Origin of the sequence: Pseudomonas sp. CCNWLW23, from assembly GCF_037095675.1 — a bacterium.
In the GTDB taxonomy this organism is placed as follows: domain Bacteria; phylum Pseudomonadota; class Gammaproteobacteria; order Pseudomonadales; family Pseudomonadaceae; genus Aquipseudomonas; species Aquipseudomonas atacamensis.
Window position 1 is genome coordinate 160331 of record NZ_JBAWKM010000009.1, and the last position, 20766, is coordinate 181096.

Annotated in this window: 19 protein-coding genes; 8 read left to right on the forward strand and 11 right to left on the reverse strand. The window is 61.5% G+C overall.

The genetic code is table 11. The features are described 5' to 3' along the window. Positions 1-26: 26 nt before the first annotated feature. From V8J63_RS14055 to V8J63_RS14080, 6 genes are all read right to left on the reverse strand, one after another. Positions 27-737: an ABC transporter permease gene (locus V8J63_RS14055; protein WP_125925231.1), complete on the reverse strand. Its 711-nt coding sequence runs from the start codon at positions 735-737 to the stop codon at positions 27-29. Beyond that, positions 734-1462 (reverse strand): ABC transporter permease, encoded by a 729-nt coding sequence (locus V8J63_RS14060; RefSeq protein ID WP_016771383.1) that lies wholly within the window; start codon positions 1460-1462, stop codon positions 734-736. The genes V8J63_RS14055 and V8J63_RS14060 overlap by 4 nt, the downstream gene beginning before the upstream one ends. A 56-nt stretch (positions 1463-1518) precedes the next feature. Further along, on the reverse strand, positions 1519-2301 hold the full coding sequence (locus tag V8J63_RS14065; RefSeq protein WP_024011901.1) for a transporter substrate-binding domain-containing protein: 783 nt from the start codon (positions 2299-2301) through the stop codon (positions 1519-1521). A 371-nt stretch (positions 2302-2672) separates the two neighbouring features. Next, positions 2673-4361 (reverse strand): ATP-dependent DNA ligase, encoded by a 1689-nt coding sequence (locus V8J63_RS14070; RefSeq protein ID WP_336464209.1) that lies wholly within the window; start codon positions 4359-4361, stop codon positions 2673-2675. Beyond that, positions 4358-5392, reverse strand: coding sequence for a ligase-associated DNA damage response exonuclease (locus V8J63_RS14075; RefSeq protein ID WP_130887089.1), 1035 nt, complete (start codon positions 5390-5392; stop codon positions 4358-4360). The genes V8J63_RS14070 and V8J63_RS14075 overlap by 4 nt, the downstream gene beginning before the upstream one ends. Positions 5393-5805: 413 nt before the next feature. Beyond that, a complete protein-coding gene (locus V8J63_RS14080; protein WP_336464210.1) occupies positions 5806-8256 on the reverse strand; it encodes a penicillin acylase family protein in 2451 nt (816 codons plus the stop codon). A 201-nt stretch (positions 8257-8457) separates the two neighbouring features. Here V8J63_RS14080 and V8J63_RS14085 point away from each other — a divergent pair, with 201 nt between their 5' ends. After that, entirely contained in the window at positions 8458-9015 is a 558-nt protein-coding gene (locus V8J63_RS14085; RefSeq protein ID WP_125925235.1) for a cysteine hydrolase family protein, read from the forward strand. A gap of 145 nt (positions 9016-9160) precedes the next feature. Here the strand turns inward: V8J63_RS14085 and V8J63_RS14090 are convergent, their stop codons facing one another. From V8J63_RS14090 to V8J63_RS14105, 4 genes are all read right to left on the reverse strand, one after another. Beyond that, positions 9161-9364 (reverse strand): SEC-C metal-binding domain-containing protein, encoded by a 204-nt coding sequence (locus V8J63_RS14090; protein ID WP_003198420.1) that lies wholly within the window; start codon positions 9362-9364, stop codon positions 9161-9163. Positions 9365-9369: 5 nt separating this feature from the next. Further along, positions 9370-9855, reverse strand: a complete 486-nt coding sequence (locus tag V8J63_RS14095; RefSeq protein WP_125925236.1) for an LEA type 2 family protein — start codon at positions 9853-9855, stop codon at positions 9370-9372. 116 nt (positions 9856-9971) lie between these two features. Further along, positions 9972-10448 carry a YchJ family protein gene (locus V8J63_RS14100; RefSeq protein ID WP_125925237.1) on the reverse strand — a complete coding sequence of 159 codons (477 nt, stop codon included), beginning with the start codon at positions 10446-10448 and terminating at the stop codon, positions 9972-9974. Positions 10449-10452: 4 nt separating this feature from the next. Then, on the reverse strand, positions 10453-10950 hold the full coding sequence (locus V8J63_RS14105) for a DUF6231 family protein (RefSeq protein WP_125925238.1): 498 nt from the start codon (positions 10948-10950) through the stop codon (positions 10453-10455). Positions 10951-11149: 199 nt separating this feature from the next. On the opposite strand from V8J63_RS14105, the gene V8J63_RS14110 reads away from it, so the two are divergent. The 4 genes from V8J63_RS14110 (at position 11150) to V8J63_RS14125 (ending at position 13851) form a co-directional block, all read left to right on the forward strand. Continuing rightward, positions 11150-11845, forward strand: coding sequence for an OmpA family protein (locus V8J63_RS14110; RefSeq protein WP_016770616.1), 696 nt, complete (start codon positions 11150-11152; stop codon positions 11843-11845). Positions 11846-11935: 90 nt separating this feature from the next. Further along, positions 11936-12658, forward strand: coding sequence for an OmpA family protein (locus V8J63_RS14115; RefSeq protein WP_123442987.1), 723 nt, complete (start codon positions 11936-11938; stop codon positions 12656-12658). Positions 12659-12818: 160 nt separating this feature from the next. Beyond that, positions 12819-13100 carry a DUF1145 domain-containing protein gene (locus V8J63_RS14120; RefSeq protein ID WP_016771375.1) on the forward strand — a complete coding sequence of 94 codons (282 nt, stop codon included), beginning with the start codon at positions 12819-12821 and terminating at the stop codon, positions 13098-13100. After that, entirely contained in the window at positions 13093-13851 is a 759-nt protein-coding gene (locus tag V8J63_RS14125; RefSeq protein WP_016771374.1) for a collagen-like triple helix repeat-containing protein, read from the forward strand. The genes V8J63_RS14120 and V8J63_RS14125 overlap by 8 nt, the downstream gene beginning before the upstream one ends. A gap of 200 nt (positions 13852-14051) precedes the next feature. On the opposite strand, the gene V8J63_RS14130 is transcribed toward V8J63_RS14125, so the two are convergent. Next, positions 14052-14516 carry a CopD family protein gene (locus tag V8J63_RS14130; RefSeq protein ID WP_125925241.1) on the reverse strand — a complete coding sequence of 155 codons (465 nt, stop codon included), beginning with the start codon at positions 14514-14516 and terminating at the stop codon, positions 14052-14054. A 97-nt stretch (positions 14517-14613) separates the two neighbouring features. Here V8J63_RS14130 and dinG point away from each other — a divergent pair, with 97 nt between their 5' ends. The 3 genes from dinG to V8J63_RS14145 all read left to right on the forward strand — a co-directional run bounded on the left by dinG (position 14614) and on the right by V8J63_RS14145 (position 20678). Beyond that, on the forward strand, positions 14614-16758 hold the full coding sequence (gene dinG, locus V8J63_RS14135; RefSeq protein ID WP_336464211.1) for an ATP-dependent DNA helicase DinG: 2145 nt from the start codon (positions 14614-14616) through the stop codon (positions 16756-16758). A gap of 95 nt (positions 16759-16853) precedes the next feature. Continuing rightward, on the forward strand, positions 16854-19322 hold the full coding sequence (locus V8J63_RS14140; protein WP_130887086.1) for a beta-galactosidase: 2469 nt from the start codon (positions 16854-16856) through the stop codon (positions 19320-19322). A gap of 210 nt (positions 19323-19532) precedes the next feature. Then, the gene (locus tag V8J63_RS14145) at positions 19533-20678 is read left to right on the forward strand and encodes a serine hydrolase domain-containing protein (protein WP_130887085.1); all 1146 of its coding nucleotides are present in this window, start codon (positions 19533-19535) and stop codon (positions 20676-20678) included. The last annotated feature ends 88 nt before the right edge of the window (positions 20679-20766 follow it).

Here is a 20766-nt window from a genome sequence, read left to right on the forward strand (position 1 = left end):
GTTATCTCTTTATTGTCAAACCGGTGCTAGTGAGTCGGCCCGAGGAAGGCCAGCCAGCGGCGTTCGGCAAGGCGGAACAGACCGACCAGCGCAAAAGTAATGGTCAGGTAGATCAGCGCGGCGATGCCGAACGACTGGAAGGTCAGGAAGGTCGCCGAGTTGGCATCCCGCGCGACTTTCAGGATATCGGGAATGGTCGCGGTGAACGCCACGGTGGTCGAGTGCAGCATCAGGATCACTTCGTTGCTGTAGTAAGGCAACGAACGGCGCAGTGCCGACGGCATGATCACATAGGCGTACAGCTTCCAGCCGGTCAGGCCATAAGCCTTGGCCGCTTCGACTTCGCCATGGTTCATGCTGCGAATCGCCCCGGCAAAAATCTCCGTGGTGTACGCGCAGGTATTGAGCGCGAAAGCGAGGATCGTGCAGTTCATCGCGTCGCGAAAGAAACTGTCGAGGATCGGCTGTTCGCGCACGGCGGCGAGGCTGTAGATGCCGGTGTAGCAGATCAGCAACTGGATATACAGCGGCGTGCCACGGAACAGGTAGGTGTAGAACTGCACCGGCCAGCGAATGTAGAAGTGCGGCGAGACGCGGGCGATCGACAATGGGATCGAGACGATGAAGCCGATGCAGATCGAGGCGGTCAGCAGCCACATCGTCATCGCCAGCCCGGTGATGTTCTGGCCGTCGGTATAAAGGAAGGCGCGCCAATATTCCTGGAGAAGTTCGATCATCGTACGGCCTCCCGGGCACCGGCGGCGTAGCGGCGTTCGAGCCAGCGCAGGATGAAGTTCGAAGCACTGGTGATCAGCAGATAAATCAAGGCGGCGAGGACCAGAAAGTAGAACAGTTGATAGGTACTTTTACCGGCGTCCTGCGCTGCCTTGACCAGATCGGCGAGGCCAATGATCGACACCAGCGCGGTGGCCTTGAGCATGACCATCCAGTTGTTGCCGATGCCCGGCAGGGCGAAGCGCATCATTTGCGGAAACACCACAAAGCGAAAACGCTGGCCACGTTTGAGGCCGTACGCGGTGGCGGCTTCGACCTGACCACGCGGCACCGCGAGGATCGCGCCACGGAAGGTCTCGGTGAAATACGCGCCATAAATGAAGCCCAGCGTCAGCACGCCGGCGCTGAACGGGTCGATTTCGATGTATTCCCATTCCATGTAGTCGGTCAGTGACGTCAGCCAGGTTTGCAGGCTGTAGAAGATCAACAGCATCAGCACCAGATCCGGCACGCCGCGAATCAGCGTGGTGTAGAGCTGCGCGGGCAGGCGCACCAATTTGACTTTCGACAGTTTGGCACTGGCGCCGAGCAGGCCGAGCAACACGGCCACCAGCAGCGACATCGCCGATAATTTGATGGTCATCCAGGTGCCTTGCAGCAGCAACGGGCCGAAGCCCTGCAGACTGAACGAGGCCAGCCCCAGATTTTGCAGGAGGGTTTCAAACATAAATCAGCAACCTGAGCGGATGGAAAAGGCGCCCATCGAGGATGGGCGCCGGGGCATTATTTGCCGCTGTACAGATTCAGGTCGCCAAAGTGTTTCTTTTGAATCTCGGCGTATTTGCCGTCGTCGTGTAACGCTTTGATACCTTTATCCAAAAGTGCTTTCAGCTCAGTGTTACCTTTCTTGATACCGATAGCGGTTTTCGACGGCAGCAATTCGCTGTCGACCGGCTGGCTGACTTCGTAACCTTCGCCTTTCGGCGACTTGAGGAAGCCCAGTTCGGCTTGCAGCATGTCCTGGATGGCTGCGTCGAGGCGGCCGGAGGTCAGGTCGGAATACACCTGATCCTGGTTCTGATAGGCCTGGGTTTTCACACCGGCCTTGTCCAGCACGGCTTTGGCGTAGGCTTCCTGAATCGTGCCTTGCTCATAGCCAACGGTCTTGCCCTTGAGCGACGCGACGTCTGCGCTGAGGCCGGAGCCTTTCTTGAACACGTAAGCGGTCGGGCCGGAAAACAGTTCGCTGGAGAAGTCGATGACCTTCTCGCGCGCCGGGGTCACGGTCATCGACGAGATCACACCGTCGAACTTGTTGGCTTTGAGGCCCGGAATCATGCCGTCGAAATCGCTTTCGACCCATTTGCACTTGACCTTCAGTTCGGCGCAGATGGCGTTACCCAGATCGATATCGAACCCGACCAGGCTGCCATCGGCCGCTTTCGACTCGAACGGTGCGTACGAAGGGTCAACGCCAAAGCGCAGCTCTTTGTATTCCTTGGCCAGCGCGGAGCCGGCGGCCATGCACAACGCCAGTGCAGAAAGGGTCAGCAATGCTTTTTTCATTATTCAATCCCTAAGAACCAATATGAGCGCTTGTGGCGCAGAATTATTGTTACTGCAACGCTTACGACCTATAGAAAGTAGCAATTTCCGAACCAGAGTGCCGAACAGGTGTTTTAAAAGGTCGAGTGCAGAGAGGTAAGGGTAGTTGAATGCCCGGAAACGGGCATTGCTGTTTGCATGCACTGTTTCGGATCACACGGGTAGCTCAGAGCAGGGAAAAACTGTGGCGAGGGGATTTATCCCCGATCGGCTGCGCAGCAGGCGCAAAAACCTGAGTGCACGATTTCAGGGGGAAATTGCTGGGGGCCGCTGCGCAGCCCAGCGGGGATAAATCCCCTCGCCACAGGATTCTGCGATGTGTCGAGAATGAATCAGGCCAACAAGTCTTGCAGGGTAGCGAGGCTGTCGGCTTCTTCGACGGTCTTGTCCTTGCGCCAGCGCAGCATGCGCGGGAAACGCACGGCGATGCCGCTCTTGTGCCGGCGCGACAGGGCGATGCCTTCGAAGCCGAGCTCGAACACCAGGCTCGGTTTCACGCTGCTCACCGGGCCGAATTTTTCCACCGTGGTTTTGCGCACGATGCTGTCGACCTGACGCATCTCTTCATCGGTCAGCCCCGAATACGCCTTGGCGAACGGTACCAGCGAGCGCTGGCTGGATTCCGGCGGGCCGTCCCACACGGCGAAGGTGTAATCGCTGTACAGACTGGCGCGGCGGCCATGCCCGCGCTGGGCATAAATCAACACGGCATCGACGCTGAACGGATCGACCTTCCACTTCCACCACACGCCCATGTCCTTGGTCCGGCCGACGCCATACAGCGAATCGCGCGCCTTGAGCATCATGCCTTCGACGCCGAGTTTGCGCGACGCTTCGCGCTGGCGGCCAAGGTCGAACCAGTCCTCGCCGGTCAATACCGGGGAGGGCAGCAGTACCGGGCTGTTGCAGCGCGCGATCACCTCTTCGAGTTGCGCACGGCGCTTGACCTGTGGCTGGTTGCGCCAGTCTTCGCCCTGCCATTCCAGCAGATCGTAAGCCAGCACCACCACCGGCACTTCTTCGAGAATCTTCTTGTCGAGCGTCTTGCGACCGATGCGTTGTTGCAGCAGGGCGAACGGTTGCACGGCCGGCGGCTCATCGGAATGCGGATCGAAGGCATCTTCAGTAGTCGGATGGGTGCTCTTCCACACGACGATTTCGCCGTCGATCACCGTGCCGTCGGGCAAGCCGTGCACGAGCACATCGAACTCGGGGAAGCGCTCGGTCACCAGTTCCTCGCCGCGCGACCACACCCACAGCTTGCCGTCGCGCTTGACCACTTGCGCGCGAATACCATCCCACTTCCATTCCACCTGCCAGTCGCTGGCCGGGCCGAGCAGAGCTTCGAATTCCTCGACCGGTTGCGCCAAGGCGTGGGCAAGAAAGAACGGGTAGGGCTGGCCGCCGCGCTGGGCATGTTCGTCGGCGGACTCCGGGGCGATGAGTTTCAGATAACTGGCGGCGTTGGGCCGGTTCGACAGATCGGTGTAACCGACCAGGCGCTGTGCCACGCGCTTGCTGTCGAGCCCGGCCATTGAGGCGAGGGCGCGGGTGACCAGCAACTTCGACACGCCAACGCGGAAACTGCCGGTGATCAGCTTGATGCACAGCATCAGGCTCGGCCGGTCCAGTTGCGCCCACAACATTGGCAACTGGCGCGCCAGATATTCCGGGGTTTCACCGCGAAGTGGCAACAGCTTGCCTTCGATCCATTCGGCAAGACCGGCCTCGGAGCTGTGGGAATTTTCCGGCAGTACCAGAGAAATGGTCTCGGCCAGATCGCCGACGGCCTGATAGCTTTCTTCGAACAGCCATGGCTCCAGTCCCGAAACTGCGACCGCCAGCTCACGTAGGATGCGCACCGGTACCAGTTGTCGCGGCCTGCCACCGGAGAGGAAATACACCGCCCATGCGGCATCTTCCGGCGCGGCCTGCGCGAAGTAAGCCTGCATCGCCGCCAGCTTGGCGTTGCTCGACGTGGTGGCGTCGAGTTCGGCATATAACTCGGCGAAGGCTTTCATGGCGATGTCTCGGCAACGGTGGGTTCGCTGGCGATGTTGTCGTCTTCGTCATCGCCGTATTCGGTGGTGAAGCCTTGTGCATCGAGGCCCTGTTCGCGCAAATGGCGCACGAGCACGCCGATCGAGCCGTGGGTGACCATCACCCGTTCCGCGCCGGTCTGGTTGATCGCCCACAGCAGGCCGGGCCAGTCGGCGTGATCGGAAAGGATGAAACCGCGATCGACGCCGCGCCGCCGCCGGGTCCCGCGCAAGCGCATCCAGCCGCTGGCGAAGGCATCGCTGAAGTCGCCAAAACGACGCATCCAGGTACTGCCGCCTGCTGACGGCGGAGCAATGACCAGCGCCTGGCGCATGATCGGGTCGCTTTTTTTTACGTCGCCCGCATAGATCGTCGGCGGCAGGTACACGCCGGCATCGCGGTAGACGCGGTTCAGCGGTTCGACCGCGCCATGGCTGAGGATCGGCCCGAGGGTTTCGTCGATGCCGTGGAGAATCCGCTGTGCCTTGCCGAAGGAATAGCAGAACAGCACGCTGGCCTTGCCGGCGGCAATATTGGCCGCCCACCACTGATTGATCTCGGCGAAGATCTGCGCCTGCGGCTGCCAGCGATAGATCGGCAGGCCGAAGGTCGATTCGGTGATGAACGTGTGGCAGCGCACCGGTTCGAATGGGGTGCAGGTGCCATCCGGCTCGACCTTGTAATCGCCCGATGCGACCCAGACTTCGCCGCCGTATTCCAGGCGCACTTGCGCTGAACCGAGGACATGCCCGGCGGGGTGAAAGCTCAGGGTCACGCCGTGGTGGGTCAGGCGCTGGCCGTAGTCGAGGGTTTGCAACTGAATGTCCTGACCCAGACGCGCGCGCAGAATCCCGGCGCTGGCGCTGCTCGACAAGTAGTGCTGATTTCCGGTGCGCGCGTGATCGCCATGGGCATGGGTAATCACCGAACGCTCGACCGGCCGCCACGGATCGATATAGAAATCCCCGGCGGGGCAGTAGAGACCTTCAGGTCGGGCAATAACAAGATCCATGTCGTGACCGGAATGGGGGGCTTGTTAGCTATGAGGCGGGCGTGAGGCTGGAAGTTCGATCGGCTTTAAAGCGCTACCCTCACCCCAGCCCTCTCCCAGAGGGAGAGGGGGCCGACCGAGGTATCTGGTGAGGTACATCGACCTGGGGCACCGAGTTGAATATGGATCCGGCACAGCCTTGAGCCTGATCCAATGTTGGATTCACCTCGCTTTGTAGAGGGGCTGACCGAGGTGTCTGGTGAAGTACATCGACCTGAGGGGCCGGGGTGGATATGGATCTGGCACAGCCTTGAGCCTGATCCAATGTTGGATTCACCGTCTCTCTTTCAGGTCGGCGCAAGACCCAAGCATCCCCCAATCAGTCCCCTCTCCCTCCGGGAGAGGGCTAGGGTGAGGGGCTGTTGATCTTTGCTCTATTTCCCGGGCGTCAGGGTCAAGCGGGTCTTGCCATACACCCGATCAAAGTTTTGCGGCTGCATCGGCAGGCCGATGTACTGACCTTTCAGCCACGCATCGATCCCGTTCAGGTAGTTCGGACTGAGTGGATTGCCCGACTGCCCCGTACCGTTCTGCGCCATCAGCGGCTCGCTCTGGCCGAAGTCGACGATAAAACGCATCGACGGCGCGCGCGTGGTGGCGAAGTCCTGGCCCCAGGCAAACGCCGAGCTGTTCAGCGTGGTGTGATCGCCTCCAGCCGCCAGCGGCCCGCGCACAGTCTGACCGTTGCTGTTCTTCCACGCATAGCTGTGCAATTTGCCCCACTGCCAGGCGCGATGATCGCCGCCCAACTGGCTGTCGCCCGCTGTAATCGCCGCCGCGAGGCTGCGGGCGAGAATCACGGATTTGTCTTCCTTCTGCGGCGTGCGCAGATCATCCCAGAACGGACTATCCTCACGTCCCAAGAGATGATCGGCCTGCGCCGCGTAGGACAGATCGCCATTGGCGACAAAGGCCTTCCACGCCGGGCTCGACTCAGGACCCAGTTCATCGAGGAAGATCTGCTTCATGCTTTCCTGCAGAAACAGTTCGTAGATCGCCGCATCCGCCGAGGTCGGGCTGAGCTTGCCGTCGAACGCCATCAATCGGGTGAAGGCTTCGCGCGCCTTGCTGCGTTCGGCGTCCGGCAGGGCGTCGATCGCCTGTTTCAGCGGTTGCTTCATCCCCGGTGCTTCGAAGACTTTTTTCAGCTTGGCGGCGAAAGTGGTGGTCTGGTCGTACTGCATGGCGATCACGCTGCGGCTGTCCTGCTTGCCGCTGCCAGCCATTTCCGCCAAGCGTTCGCCACGCTCCGGTGCCGCCCAGGATTTCGACAACTGCATGCCGTAGCCGTCGGGAATCACACGCTGGTTGGCCGTGCCGAGCCAGCCTTGTGCCGGGTCCTGATCGTAGGGGTGCAGCATCGGGTCGGCGTAACCGTCCCAGTCGTAGCGACCGTCCCAGCCCGGCGAGGGCAGCAGACCTTCGCCTTCGCGACGGTTGGGGAAGCGCCCGGTGACTTGCCAGCCGATATTGCTTGCATCGGCAAAGACCAGATTGAGGGTGATGGCGCGGATTTCGCGGCTGGCGTCCGAGGCGCGCTCGACGTTCTGCGCGCGGGTCAGGTCGAAGAAGGCATCCAGCGTTTTGTCGTCGGTGAAGCTTGGCGTCTGTAAAGCGAGACCGAAACCGCTGCCCTGCGCCGCTGCCTGGGCACTGTTGAGCAACGCGCCGTGGCGGGTTTCGTAAACGGCCTCGCGAATCGGCCGCTGGCCTTTGACGAAATAGGTTTCGTTGCGCACGCCCAACGGCTGCCATTTGCCGTTGACTTCATAAGTGAGGCTGTTGCCCTGACGGCGGATTTTCTCGAGGAACAGGTCCTGGTTATCGCCGAGCACGCTGGTCATGCTCCACGCCACTTTGCCGTTGAACCCACCGAGCACCATCGGCAGACCGGCAACCGTGACGCCGGCGGCCTGATATTTCGGCGCGCGGATCTGCACGAAACTCCACAGCGACGGCGCGGCCAGCGGCCCGTGCGCATCGCTGGCCAGCAGGCTCTTGCCGCTGCGGCTGCGTTGCGGGGCAATCGCCCAATTGTTCGCAGTCGGCGTGGCGAGCAGGTTCAGCGCCGACAGTTGCTGGCTGGCGCTGCTCAGTTCCGTCAGCCCAGGAATCTGCCCGTTGAGCTTGAGGCCTTGCAGTTTGTCGGCTTCAGCCACTGGCAGGTTTTCATCAGGCGCCGACGGGCTCAGCCAGGCGAGTTTGTCAGTGGTCACGGTTTGCGCGAGCACCAGCGACTGGATTTCCTCCGGCAGGTTGGCCGACTGGCTGAAATTCAGCAGGGCAAAAATCAGCGCCGAATCTTCCGGTTTCCAGTATTCCGGCTTGTAACCGCTGGCGGCGAGATCGCCCGGCAACTTGTCGGCGTAGCGGAACAGGTAGGCGTTGACGCCCCGTGCATACACCTCGAAGAAGCGCTTGAGCCGTGGCGACGAGGCCTTGTACAGCTCGCCGGCGCTTTTCTTCAGATTGACCGCGCGCATGTAACGGTCGGCATCCAGCATCGACGCGCCGGACATTTCCGCCAACCGGCCCTGAGCCAACAGGCGCAGGGTGACCATCTGATTGATGCGGTCGCTGGCGTGGACGTAACCGAGGCTGAACAGCGCGTCATGGAAGCTGTTGCTTTCGATCAGCGGCATGCCCATTGCATTGCGCCGCACCGAAACGTTCTGCGCCAGGCCCTTGAGCGGTTGCACGCCGGAGGTCGGCGGCAGGCTGTCCTGGGCGTTCCAGGTCTGGCAACCGGACAGGCCGAGAACACCGGCCACTGCTGCGGCAACGCCGAACCGGGGAAGAAAATGTGTAAGGGCTGGCGAGGCCATGGCGAAGCTCCTGCGGGGGTATAAGGCTGGGGGCGCAATAAAGCCGCTACGTTAGTGACGGCGCGAGGGCCGCGCAAGCAGGGCGAGTGGTTATTTATGCAGTTGTCGGCTGATCGGTCAGAGGCGTGACAGTTGCTTGTGGGAAAGCGCTGATGTTGAACTACGGAACAAGTCCCGTGCCCTGTCAGGAGAAAGATCGCTATGGAGCTTCAGAGCAACGCTGCGCTGATCATCATCGACCAGCAGAAAGGCATTCTGCATCCGCGGCTGGGACGGCGGAATAATCCTCAGGCCGAAGAGCGAATGCTTGAGTTATTGGCGCTGTGGCGCCTGCGCGGGCGCCCGGTGATTCACGTGCAGCACTTGTCGCGCTCACCTGATTCGGTGTTCTGGCCCGAGCAGGACGGAGTGGAGTTTCAAGAGCGATTTGTTCCTCGGGACGGGGAATGGCTGGTGCAGAAACAGGTGCCGGATGCGTTTTGTGTCAATGGGCTGGAGGCGCAGTTGCGTGAGGCTGGGATCGGGCAATTGATCATCGTTGGTGTGGCGACCAATAACTCGGTTGAGTCGACGGCGCGCACTGCGGGCAACCTGGGGTTCGACACATGGGTGGCAGAGGATGCATGTTTTACCTTCGACAAGGCCGATTATTTCGGCACACCGCGTACCGCTGAAGAGGTGCACGGGATGTCGCTGGGCAATTTGCATGGGGAGTATGCGACGGTGGTCGGCTCTTCACAGATTCTGGCGGCGGGCTGAAGTTTTGTAGTGTATGCGCCGCCGCCTTCGCGAGCAGGCTCGCTCCCACAGTGACCATATTTCTTCAGATGAAACGCGATCCCTGTGGGAGCGAGCCTGCTCGCGAAAGCGGTGTGTCAGGCGAAGAAGACCTTCGCCAGTGACATCAAGCGCCGTGGCACTTCTTGAATTTCTTGCCGTTGCCGCATGGGCAAGGGTCGTTGCGGCCGACGTCTTTCAGGGCGTTGCGCACCGGTTCCTGGTGGGCGTGGCCGCAGTTCGGGCCGTGGACATGGCCATGGTCGTGATCATGATGGTGGTCATGATCGTGGTTGCAGTCAGGGCCATGGACATGGGGTTGCTGGGTCATCGAGGTCACTCCGGAGTTAGATCGGCGGGGATTATCACGCCATTGCGCTCAAGGTGCACGTAGTGGGCGATGAATAAACCGGTTTCCATTTCCCCCTGCAATCGATAGGGAATCTGCTGGTTCGGATTTTTCAGCAGTTTCACCACGTGTTTGACCTTCGGCCACAGGTTGGTGCGGATCGGCACTTTGAAGTAAGCGCTGCGCTTTGGCCCGACGGTAAACCAGTGCTCATGCTCGCCTTCGGTGAGCAGCATGTCGGCCAGGTGAATCCGGTATTCGAGGCCACGCACGGTCAGGTCGCTGTCGTTGGGATTGTCGACGCGAAAGTGCAGGATGAATTTCTGTTCGAGCAGTTTGGCCCGCACCACCTCGACTTTCACCAGATGCACGGCGGGCTCGACGCTGTCGTCGCTGAACCACGAGGCACAGCCGCCGAGGTTTACGATCAGCATCAACAGCAGAAAATGTAGTGCGCGCCGACGACCGAGCATGAAATTGACTCCCTTTGTGCCCAGTCTAGACCTTAAAAGATTTCAGCCTTCGGCTAATCCCGTGTAGGAGCGGCCGAAGGCTCGGGCCGCGATCGGACGATCTTTTGATCTTCAGCTCAAGCGCCGAAATAACCCGAACAACACTTCTTGAACTTCTGCCCGCTGCCACACGGGCAGCCGTCATTGCGCCCCAGCTTCATCTGCACCGTAGGATCGATGAAGTACCAGCGCCCGCCGTTCTGAACAAAGGATGAGCGCTCGCGATGGCTGTGCTCGCCCTGGCTGTCATGCCAGCGCGCGGTGAAGGTCACAAAAGCGTGTTCCGGCTGGCCGCCGAGCACTTCCGAGCTTTCCACCTCAAGACCAAGCCAGGTGCTTTGCGCACTCCAGTCGCTGATCGATTGTCGGTTCAGTCCCGCCTGCTGCGCGGGCAGGGTAGTCGCTACCAGATAATCGACCAGCCCCAGCACATAAGCGCTGTAGCGCGAGCGCATCAGGGCTTCGGCGCAAGGCGCCGGGTGGCCGTCGTGATAAGGACCGCAGCAGGCATCCAGCAGATTGCCGCTGCCGCATGGGCAAATGGCTGTACTCATTGCATTACCACCAGTATTTCCCGAAGTTTTCCGGATTGGCCCAGAAGCGTGAATTGAGCCAGTCGGGGACTTGTTTGTAGTCAAGCAGATCGTAGGTGAACAGGGTCAGCACCTGCGCGTCGCGCTGAAAACGCTCGCTGGCCTGCAGGGCCAGCGAATAGAAATCGGTTTCCTGCCAGCCACTGGCCGCCAGATCCGCCAGCACCGCGATGCGACTGGCGTTGAGATTGCGAATGCCGCCCAACAGGTTCAGGCCATCGCGTTTGGGCAAATGTTCCAGGCAATCGACTATCAGCGCCAGATCGAAGCGTTGCGCGGCCAGCTCAGCGGGTAGTGCGCCGGGCGCGGCATGGGCGACCACGGTGTCGGGGTGCGCGTCCTTGAATGCGCTCAAGGCGGGAAACTCGCTGGCGCCGATCAGCAGCAGACGGGCCGGGGCGTAGCGATCCAGCAAAGCGGCCAACGCCTGTTGTGGCGTGCGCGAAGAAATGGCGGCGTTCATCGAAGCTCCTCAGTCAGACCGCCAAGACTAGCCTGCCAGACCGCGTCGGCAAAGCGCCCGGTGGCGGCGGTTTTCGCCCAAAGAGGCAAACCCCTGTGAACACGGTCGCAAACAGCGGTGGCCTATTGCTGGCGGAGATTAAAACTCCGGTCTTTACTCCCTGAATCGGTTTTAAGCCGATCCCTCAGGAGAAAACTAGATGAGCATAGTTCGGACAGCATTACCCTTGGTTCTGCTAACCAGTGTGTTGACTGGTTGTGCAGGTTTGCAGAAAACCGACTGGCCGACCTGTGCGGCGGTCGGTGGTGTGGTCGGTGCCGGTCTCGGCGCGACGGAAAGCGCTTCGTGGGCCGGTTATGGTGCACTGATTGTCGGTGGTACGGCAGCGGCCTATTGCTGGGTGCATGGTGATGGTGATGAAGACGGCGATGGTGTGCCGGACAGTCGCGACAAGTGCCCGGGTACGCCTAAAGGGGTGCAGGTCGATGCTGACGGTTGCCCGCCACCGACGCCTGCGCCAGTGGTCGAAGAAGCGGTTGTGGTCAAGGAAGAAACCATCGTCATTCGTGATGTGCATTTCGAGTTCGACAAAGCCACGCTGACCGGCCCTGACAAGCAAGTGCTGGACAAGGTCGCCGATCGCCTGAAACAGGAATCCTCTACCGCGCAACTGACCGTGACCGGTCACACCGACAGTGTCGGCAGCGATGCCTACAACAAGAAACTGTCGGATCGTCGTGCGCATTCGGTGGTGGAATACCTGATCCAGCAGGGCGTGCCACGTGCCAGCTTCGTTTCGGTGTCGGGCCTTGGTGAAAGCCAGCCTGTGGCTGACAACAAGTCGGCTGATGGTCGTGCGCAGAACCGTCGCACCGAAATCAAAATCGTCCGCTAGCCCCTCTCGCATCCGCGGCTTGTGCAGTCGCGGATGCGGGTCTTTACTCCTGTGTAACCGGTATGGGCCGGTACACAGGAGCGTTCACAAATGCGTCTTTTCTCAAGGTCCGTCTTGCCGGTGCTGCTGCTAGGCAGCTTGCTCACCGGTTGTGCCACTCACAGCGATGGCACCGCCCCCCTCAATCAACGTACGTGGCCGATCTGCAGCCTGCTTGGCGGCCTGGTCGGCGGCGGTCTTGGCGCCATTGAAAGCGCCGGCTGGGCCGGTGGCGGCGCGGCATTGGGTATCGTCACCGGCGGGCTGATCTGTTACGCCCAGGATGGCGACGAGGACAGCGACGGCGTATTCGACCGGCGCGACCGCTGCCCCGACACACCGGAAAATACCGAAGTCGATCACCGTGGCTGCCCGTTGCCGCAATATCCGGCGGCAGTCAAACCGGTCGAACCGGCGCCGCAAACCGAAGTGATCACCTTGAGCGATGCCGGCAACGTGCTGTTCGATTTCGACAAGTCCGATCTGACCCCGGCGGCCAAAGCCCAGCTCGACACCTTGATGGACAAACTGCGTAATGCCGATGTGGTCAGTATCAAGGTCATCGGGCACACCGACAGCAAAGGCTCCGACGCCTATAACCAGGCTTTGTCCGAGCGGCGCGCGAGCAGTGTTGCAGCGTACTTGCTCAGTCAGGGCCTGGCGCCGAACAAGCTCACCAGCGAGGGCCGAGGCGAAAGTGAGCCGGTCGCCGATAACGCCAGCGATGAAGGTCGCGCGGAAAATCGCCGGGTCGAGCTGCATATCAATCGTTAGGAAAGGTCTGTAGTCCGCCGGCTAGAGCTGCCGGGTCGAAATCATCGGCCCGGCAGCCATTTACCCGGCGTTTGTAGAAATTTCATTTTTCCCTCTGGCTTATCCCCCGCAGAAGCCGGTACTGTGCGTGCAAAGAATAATTCGCAACACGGGGGAGCGTATGAAGGTGTTCTGGGGGCTGGGGCGTTTGCTGACCCTGCTGTTCTGCTGCGTGGTACTGGCCAATCAACTGGTGCCGTTTGTTCATCCGCTGCATCTGCTGGTCAATCTGGCCGGCGCTCTGTTGTTGCTGATTCATCTACTCGAAGTGCTGCTGTGCAACCGCAGCCTCAAGGGCCGTCCGCACCCTTGGCGTGATCGTGGCCGCATCCTGTTGTTCGGCGTTTTCCACCTGCAAACCATCCCGGCCCCGGCCGCTCCGGAGGCTTCTTCCCATGCGTAAACTCTGCCTGCTCGCTGCATTCATCAGTCCACTGGCCTGCGCGCAGGTGGTCAACGTGCAAAGCAATTCTTTGATGCGCTTGCCCAACACCACCAGCACGCTGCAACTGGAGAAACTGGAAGTCGCCGATTACGGCACCTTGCTGATCCCGTCGAATGTGACCGAATTGAACATCGATGAGCTGCGTCTTGGCCACGAAGCACGTATTGCTATCGTTCCGGCTGAACAAGCGCTGGAAGTGAAGGTCAAGCGCGCTGAATTGAGCGAGGGCAGCCAGATCACCGCGCGCGGCGCCCCCGGCACTTATGAAAAAGCGGCCCGGGCCGGGCGCAATCTGAATCTGCAATTCCAGGCCCTGAGCGCGCCGCAACTGACGGTCGATGCCCGTGGCGGCAGGGGCGCGCCGGGTTTCGTCGGCCTCGACGGCGGCAACGGTGAAGACCCGGGCTGCACCTATGGATCGGCCGGCCACGGCGCCGATGGCAGTGACGGCAGCGATGGCCAGCCAGGCGCGCCGGGTGCGCTGGTGCGACTCGCCGTACCACGGGATTTCCCTGCCGAGCTGATCAAGGTCAACGTGGCTGGCGGTGCCGGTGGCCCGGCGGGTGTCGGTGGTAAAGCAGGGAAGGGCGGCAAATCCAAGGGCTGCCTGGTCTACCGCGCTGACGGCGGCAAGAACGGCAAGGCCGGCGCGGATGGCCAGCCTGGGTCGGAGGGAGCGGCGGGTTCGGTTACCGTGCAACGGCTCTAAAACTGCGACCCACTCTCTGATCAATAAAATGCTTTGGTGAGTGAAGATCTTTGGTGAGTGAAATTATGTGGCGAGGGGATTTATCCCCGCTGGGTCGCGAAGCGGCCCCGCTCTAAAAATCAAAAGCGGGACTGCTACGCAGCCCAGCGGGGATAAATCCCCTCGCCACAACTGTGTTCACAGTAGAACAAGAGTGCGATTCAGAGCATCGGTCTCGCCGCCGCCACAGCCACCAGCACCAACCCGACCAGCAGATTGAGCCCCACCACCCGCCGAATCCGCCCCAGCACTGCCGCACCCGCCGGCCAATCCTTCGCCTCAACCGCCTTGCGCAATTCCGGCAGCATCAACCCCTGAATGCGGATGAACAGCGCCGTCATCACCACATACAAACCGATCATCACCTGCACATACTTCGGCGCGGTCTCGAAGCCGACCTGCTGCAGATGCAGCATGCCCACGCCGCTGATCGGCAACAGGATCACCGCGACCCAGACCCAACGGAAAAAACCTTGAAACACTTCCACCCACAGGGTCAGGCGAGCGGGGCCGTCCAGAACCTTCACAGCCGCAGGGCGCAAGACCATCCAGGCGAAAAACATGCCGCCAACCCACATCAATGCAGCAAGGACATGCAGGGGGTAAACGAGGCTAAAAGGTGTCATTGGGTCACTCCGTTCTGCGCGGGATCAATTAGCGGGGTATGATAGCCGCCGAATCAAACCACTGAAAATTTATCCAGCGTTTTGCGCCCGACACTCAATGATCAGCACTGAACTCAAAACCACGATCCAGGGCGCCTATTCGCGTTTTCTAGAGGCCAAGAGCCTCAAGCCGCGTTACGGCCAGCGCCTGATGATCGCCGAAATCGCCAAGGTCCTCGGGGATATCGACACCGACGATGAAGGCCGGCGCAGTGGCGACCCCGCGATTGTCGCGGTGGAAGCCGGCACCGGTACCGGCAAGACGGTGGCCTACAGCCTGGCGGCGATCCCTACGGCGAAACTGGCCGGCAAGCGTCTGGTCATTGCCACCGCGACCGTCGCCCTGCAAGAGCAGATCGTCTACAAGGACTTGCCTGACCTGATGCGCAACAGCGGGCTGAATTTCAGTTTCGCCCTGGCCAAGGGCCGTGGCCGCTACATGTGTCTGTCCAAGCTCGACATGCTCTTGCAGGAAGGCCACGCGCAAACCGCCACCGCGCAGTTGTTCGAGGAAGAAGGCTTCAAGATCGAAGTCGACGAGGCCAGTCAGAAGCTGTTCACCAGCATGATCGAAAAGCTCGCCGGCAATAAATGGGACGGCGACCGCGACAGTTGGCCTAACGAGCTGGAAGACGCCGACTGGGCGCGCCTGACCACCGACCACAGCCAGTGCACCAACCGTCATTGCCCGAACTTCGGCCAGTGCGCCTTCTACAAGGCCCGCGAAGGCATGGGCAAGGTTGACGTGATCGTCACCAACCACGACATGGTCCTGGCGGATCTGGCACTGGGCGGCGGCGCCGTGTTGCCCGATCCGCGCGACACCATTTACGTGTTCGACGAAGGTCACCATTTGCCGGACAAGGCCATCGGCCACTTCGCTCATTACACGCGCCTGCGCTCCACCGCCGACTGGCTGGAAACCACCGCCAAGAACCTCACCAAGCTACTGGCCCAGCATCCGTTGCCAGGCGATCTCGGCAAGCTGATCGAGCAGGTGCCCGAGCTGGCGCGGGAGATCAAGACCCAACAGCAGTTCATGTTCACTGCCTGCGAGCAGATCGCCGATTTCAAGCCCGGCGAAGACGTCGAAGGCCGCGAGCGCCCGCGTCATCGCTTTGTCGGCGGGGTGATTCCCGAGGACATGCGCGAAATGGGCATTGAGCTGAAAAAAGGCTATTCGCGCCTTAACGATCTGTTCCAGCGCCTGACCGACCTGCTCAAGGAAGGCATGGACGGTGAGGTCAATATCGGCATCGCCAGCAATCAGGCCGAAGAGTGGTATCCGCTGTTCGGCAGCCTGTTGTCCCGCGCTTCCGGCAACTGGGAATTGTGGACCGCGTTCACCGCCGAAGACCCGGAAGACAGTCCGCCCATGGCGCGCTGGCTGACCCTGGCCGAAAGCGGTTCGCTGTTCGACATCGAGGTCAACGCCAGCCCGATTCTGGCGGCGGAAACCTTGCGTCGCAGTTTGTGGAATGTCGCTTACGGCTGCCTGGTGACCTCGGCGACGCTGACGGCGCTGGGCACTTTCGACCGTTTCCGCATGCGCGCCGGCCTGCCGAAAAAAGCTGTCACGGCGGTGGTGCCGAGCCCGTTCCATCATGCCGATGCCGGCGTGCTGCGCGTGCCGGATCTGAAGGCCGACCCGCGCGATGCCGCCGCCCACACGGCGGCGATCATTCGCGAACTGCCGGATCTGGTCGAAGGGTCGCGCGGCACGCTGGTGTTGTTCTCCTCGCGCAAGCAAATGCAGGACGTGTTCGACGGTCTCGACCGCGACTGGCGCAAGCAAGTGTTCATTCAGGGCAACCTGTCGAAACAGGAAACCCTCAACAAGCACAAGGCGCGAGTCGATGGCGGTGATTCCAGTGTGCTGTTCGGGCTGGCCAGTTTTGCCGAGGGTGTCGATTTGCCGGGTGCCTACTGCGAGCACGTGGTGATCGCCAAGATTCCGTTCTCGGTGCCCGATGATCCGGTTGAGGCCGCGTTGTCGGAGTGGATCGAGGCGCGCGGCGGCAATCCGTTCATGGAAATCTCAGTGCCCGATGCCTCGCTGAAACTGGTTCAGGCCTGCGGGCGTCTGCTGCGCACCGAAGAAGACCGCGGCACCATCACCTTGCTCGACCGGCGTCTGGTCACCCAGCGCTACGGCAAGGCGATCCTCAATGCGTTGCCTCCTTTCCGACGTGAAATATCCTGAGACGCGGGTGGGCCGATTGGCCCGCCGCGTTGTCTATCTCTCTGCCACCGCTTTTCCATTGGCCTTGACTGGTCGTTAGGGAGAACTCCGTTCTTATGATCCGCCGTTCGTTGCCCGCTGTTTTCGCCATGTTCTTTGCCGCGCCGTTGCTGGCCGCGCCCGCCGGTCAGCAGACGCTGTTCAACTTCGTGCGCCCGGCCGACGTGGTCAAGGTCGCCACGGAAAACGCCGATCTGCCGCAGGCCAATGCCGAACAGACCGCGGAAGGCGAAGTGCTGCGCCGGGTGACGTTCAACCCGGTCGCCCGCCCGACCTTGCGCCTGACTCCGCAGACCGGCGCTTGGGACTGGTCGCAGTCCGGCATGATGACCTTGCGTTTGCAGAGTGCGATGAACTGGGCGGTGACGGTTTATGTGCAGATCCAGAGCAACGATGGCCGCACACTGGTCAGCCGCGTCGATCTGTCCGCCGGCCCCGCGCAAACCTTGCTGGTGCCGCTGGTGGCGTCGACGCCGCTGAGCCAGGGCATGAAAGCCGGGCCGCCGATGCCGATGACCGTTGATGGCCAACGCATCTTGCTGGCCAGCAGCACCGGCGAGATCGACCGCAGCCAAGTGGTTTCGGTGAGTCTGTCGATGGATCAGCCGAAAGTTGCGCAGAGCCTGTTGCTCGAGCGTTTCGGCGTGCAGGACGGCGAGTCGGTGACGCGCGCGGTGTACGGTAATCTGGTCGACGCATACGGTCAGTCAACCCGCAGTAAATGGCCGGAAAAAGTCAGCAGCGACGAGCAACTGAAAAGCGCCGCCAGCAAAGAGCAGCAACAGCTGAATACATGGCTGGCCGAGCGTGAAAAGGCTTCGCTGGACAAGTTCGGCGGCTGGAACAAGGGCCCGGCGTTCAAGGCCAGCGGTTTCTTTCGCACGGAAAAACGCGATGGCCGCTGGTATCTGGTGACGCCTGCAGGCCACCCGTTCTATTCGCTGGGCGTCAACACCGTCAGCCCGCAGGTCAACCAGACCTACGTGGCTGGTCGTGAGTACATGTTCGAATCGTTGCCGAAGAACGACGACCCGCTGGCCGCGCATTTCGGCGAGGGCGACAACCGTGGCGGCAACGGTGCCGATCAGGGCCGTGGCTACGGCAACGGCCGCTGGTACGACTTCTATGGCGCCAATCTGCAACGCCTGTACGGCGAACCGTGCAAGGCCGCCAGCGACAACAAGGCCGGGATTGCCGAAGCGGCAAAGGCGGGCGCGGCTGAGGCCGGCTCGGTGCAGGCTGCTGAAACCGCAGCGGTGCCTGCTGAGCCAAAATCCGGTATTGCCGAAGCGGCGCAGACCGATGCGGTGCAAGCGTCCAGCGAGGAAACCGCTCCGTGCAAAGCCAGAATTGATGAAGAACGCTGGACCCGCCATACCCTCGATCGGCTGCAAGCCTGGGGCTTCAACACGGTGGGCAACTGGAGCGCGCCGTCGCTGGCTGACGCTGAGCGCGTGCCGTACACCTTGCCGCTGTCGATCGTCGGCGATTACACCAGCATCAGCACCGGCAGCGATTGGTGGGGCGGCATGCCGGATCCGTTCGATCCGCGTTTCGCCATGGCCACCGAGCGCGCCGTGGCCATTGCCGCCCGCGATCACCGTGACGATCCGTGGCTGATCGGTTATTACGCCGACAACGAACTGGCCTGGGCTGGCCCTGGCGACGATCCGAAGGCTCGCTTCGCGCTGGCCTACGGCACGTTGAAAATGACCACCGACGTGCCGGCCAAACGCGCCTTTCTCAAGCAATTGCGCGACAAGTACCGCAATCAGGCCGGACTGTCCAAGGCCTGGGGTATCGAGCTACCGGCGTGGGAGTTGATGGAAGATCCGGGCTTCGTGCCGCCATTGCCGAACCCTGAGCATCCGGAGATCGAAGCGGATTTCAAATACTTCCAGAAGGTCTTCGCCGATACCTATTTCAAGACCATTTCCGATTCGCTGAAGTGGCACGCGCCGAACCAGATGCTCCTGGGCGGTCGTTTCGCCACCAGTACGCCTGAAGCCGTGGCCTCCTGCGCGCAGTACTGCGATGTGTTGAGCTTCAACATGTACACGCTCAAGCCGCAGGACGGTTACGACTTCGCCGCGTTGGCGGGGTTGGACAAGCCGGTGCTGATCACCGAATTCAACTTCGGCTCGGCCGACCGAGGGCCGTTCTGGGGCGGCGTGACGCAGTTGGCCAAGGAGGAAGATCGCGGCCCGGCCTATGCCAACTTCCTCAATCAGGCACTGAGCGAGCCATCGATTGTCGGCGTGCACTGGTTCCAGTATCTCGACCAACCGGTGACCGGGCGCTTGCTCGACGGCGAGAACGGCCATTTCGGTCTGGTCGGGGTCACTGACCTGCCGTATCAGGGCTTTGTCGAGGCGGTGCGTAAAAGCAATCTGCAGGCGCTGGAGCAGTTGGGCAAGGAGGCGCAGAAAACCCCGGCGGCGGAAGTGGAAGGCGGGCGCAAGGCCGAGGCTGGCAAAGCGCCGGGGGCCGCGCAGGCGGGTGGGCATTCGGGGAATGGTCACTAGGTTTCAGACCGCGTTATCGTTCTTCGCGAGCAGGCTCGCTCCCACAGGGGATCTGCGCTGCTGTTGAGATCCAGTGTGGGAGCGAGCCTGCTCGCGAAGGGATCAACACAAATTGCCGATCAACCGTCTGGCCCGCGCCTGTTCCCAAATCCCTCAAGGGCTGGAACAATGCGGGCCACTTTGTAGAGCGTTTTCGCGGGGGAGTTGCGGGTGCAGATTCAGGGACATTACGAGCTTCAATTCGAAGCGGTGCGCGAGGCTTTCGCCGCACTGTTCGACGATCCCCAGGAACGCGGCGCAGCCCTGTGCATCAAGGTCGGTGGAGAAACCGTCCTCGACCTCTGGTCCGGTACTGCCGACAAGGACGGCGCCGAAGCCTGGCACAGCGACACCATTGCCAACCTGTTCTCCTGCACCAAGACATTCACCGCCGTCACCGCGCTGCAACTGGTCGCTGAAGGCAAGTTGCAACTCGACGCCCCGGTTGCCCGCTACTGGCCGGAATTCGCCGCCGCCGGCAAAGAATCCGTCACCCTGCGCCAATTGCTCTGCCATCAGGCCGGCTTGCCGGCGCTGCGCGAACTGCTCGCCCCTGAAGCCCTTTACGACTGGCAAACGATGGTCGACGCCCTCGCGGCCGAAGCGCCATGGTGGACTCCGGGCACCGGTCACGGTTATGCCGCGATCACCTACGGCTGGCTGGTCGGCGAATTGCTGCGCCGCGCCGACGGTCGTGGGCCGGGCGAGTCGATCGTCGCTCGGATCGCCAAACCGTTGGGCCTGGATTTCCACGTGGGCCTGGCCGACGAAGAGTTTCAGCGCGTTGCGCACATCGCCCGTGGCAAGGGCAACGCCGGCGACGCTGCGGCGCAGCGCCTGCTGCAAGTGACCATGCGCGAACCGACTGCCATGACTACTCGCGCCTTCACCAATCCGCCGTCAGTGCTGACCAGCACCAACAAGCCGGAATGGCGACGCATGCAGCAACCGGCGGCTAACGGCCACGGCAACGCGCGCAGTCTCGCCGGGTTTTATGCCGGCCTGCTCGACGGCAGCCTGCTCGAGAGCGAGATGCTCGAAGAGCTGACCCGCGAGCACAGCCTTGGCGATGACAAGACTTTGCTCACTCGCACCCGTTTCGGCCTCGGCTGCATGCTCGATCAACCGGACGTGCCCAACGCCACCTACGGCCTCGGCCCACGCGCGTTCGGCCATCCGGGAGCGGGCGGCTCGATCGGTTTTGCTGATCCTGAGCACGATGTGGCTTTCGGTTTCGTGACAAATACCCTGGGGCCTTACGTTTTGATGGATCCGCGCGCGCAAAAGCTGGCGCGGGTGCTTGCCACTTGTCTGTAAAGCTTCAACAGAGGTTCCAGGGTCGGAACCTCGAAGGGATTTTCGTTTCAAAACGGCTGTTTATCCGGGCGAAAGTGCTCTGATTTTT

Bases quoted from the DNA above. Each gene is read 5' to 3' on its own strand.
- V8J63_RS14055 (WP_125925231.1), bottom strand. From the start codon at position 737: ATGATCGAACTTCTCCAGGAATATTGGCGCGCCTTCCTTTATACCGAC.
- V8J63_RS14060 (WP_016771383.1), bottom strand. From the start codon at position 1,462: ATGTTTGAAACCCTCCTGCAAAATCTGGGGCTGGCCTCGTTCAGTCTG.
- V8J63_RS14065 (WP_024011901.1), bottom strand. From the start codon at position 2,301: ATGAAAAAAGCATTGCTGACCCTTTCTGCACTGGCGTTGTGCATGGCC.
- V8J63_RS14070 (WP_336464209.1), bottom strand. From the start codon at position 4,361: ATGAAAGCCTTCGCCGAGTTATATGCCGAACTCGACGCCACCACGTCG.
- V8J63_RS14075 (WP_130887089.1), bottom strand. From the start codon at position 5,392: ATGGATCTTGTTATTGCCCGACCTGAAGGTCTCTACTGCCCCGCCGGG.
- V8J63_RS14080 (WP_336464210.1), bottom strand. From the start codon at position 8,256: ATGGCCTCGCCAGCCCTTACACATTTTCTTCCCCGGTTCGGCGTTGCC.
- V8J63_RS14085 (WP_125925235.1), top strand. From the start codon at position 8,458: ATGGAGCTTCAGAGCAACGCTGCGCTGATCATCATCGACCAGCAGAAA.
- V8J63_RS14090 (WP_003198420.1), bottom strand. From the start codon at position 9,364: ATGACCCAGCAACCCCATGTCCATGGCCCTGACTGCAACCACGATCAT.
- V8J63_RS14095 (WP_125925236.1), bottom strand. From the start codon at position 9,855: ATGCTCGGTCGTCGGCGCGCACTACATTTTCTGCTGTTGATGCTGATC.
- V8J63_RS14100 (WP_125925237.1), bottom strand. From the start codon at position 10,448: ATGAGTACAGCCATTTGCCCATGCGGCAGCGGCAATCTGCTGGATGCC.
- V8J63_RS14105 (WP_125925238.1), bottom strand. From the start codon at position 10,950: ATGAACGCCGCCATTTCTTCGCGCACGCCACAACAGGCGTTGGCCGCT.
- V8J63_RS14110 (WP_016770616.1), top strand. From the start codon at position 11,150: ATGAGCATAGTTCGGACAGCATTACCCTTGGTTCTGCTAACCAGTGTG.
- V8J63_RS14115 (WP_123442987.1), top strand. From the start codon at position 11,936: ATGCGTCTTTTCTCAAGGTCCGTCTTGCCGGTGCTGCTGCTAGGCAGC.
- V8J63_RS14120 (WP_016771375.1), top strand. From the start codon at position 12,819: ATGAAGGTGTTCTGGGGGCTGGGGCGTTTGCTGACCCTGCTGTTCTGC.
- V8J63_RS14125 (WP_016771374.1), top strand. From the start codon at position 13,093: ATGCGTAAACTCTGCCTGCTCGCTGCATTCATCAGTCCACTGGCCTGC.
- V8J63_RS14130 (WP_125925241.1), bottom strand. From the start codon at position 14,516: ATGACACCTTTTAGCCTCGTTTACCCCCTGCATGTCCTTGCTGCATTG.
- dinG (WP_336464211.1), top strand. From the start codon at position 14,614: ATGATCAGCACTGAACTCAAAACCACGATCCAGGGCGCCTATTCGCGT.
- V8J63_RS14140 (WP_130887086.1), top strand. From the start codon at position 16,854: ATGATCCGCCGTTCGTTGCCCGCTGTTTTCGCCATGTTCTTTGCCGCG.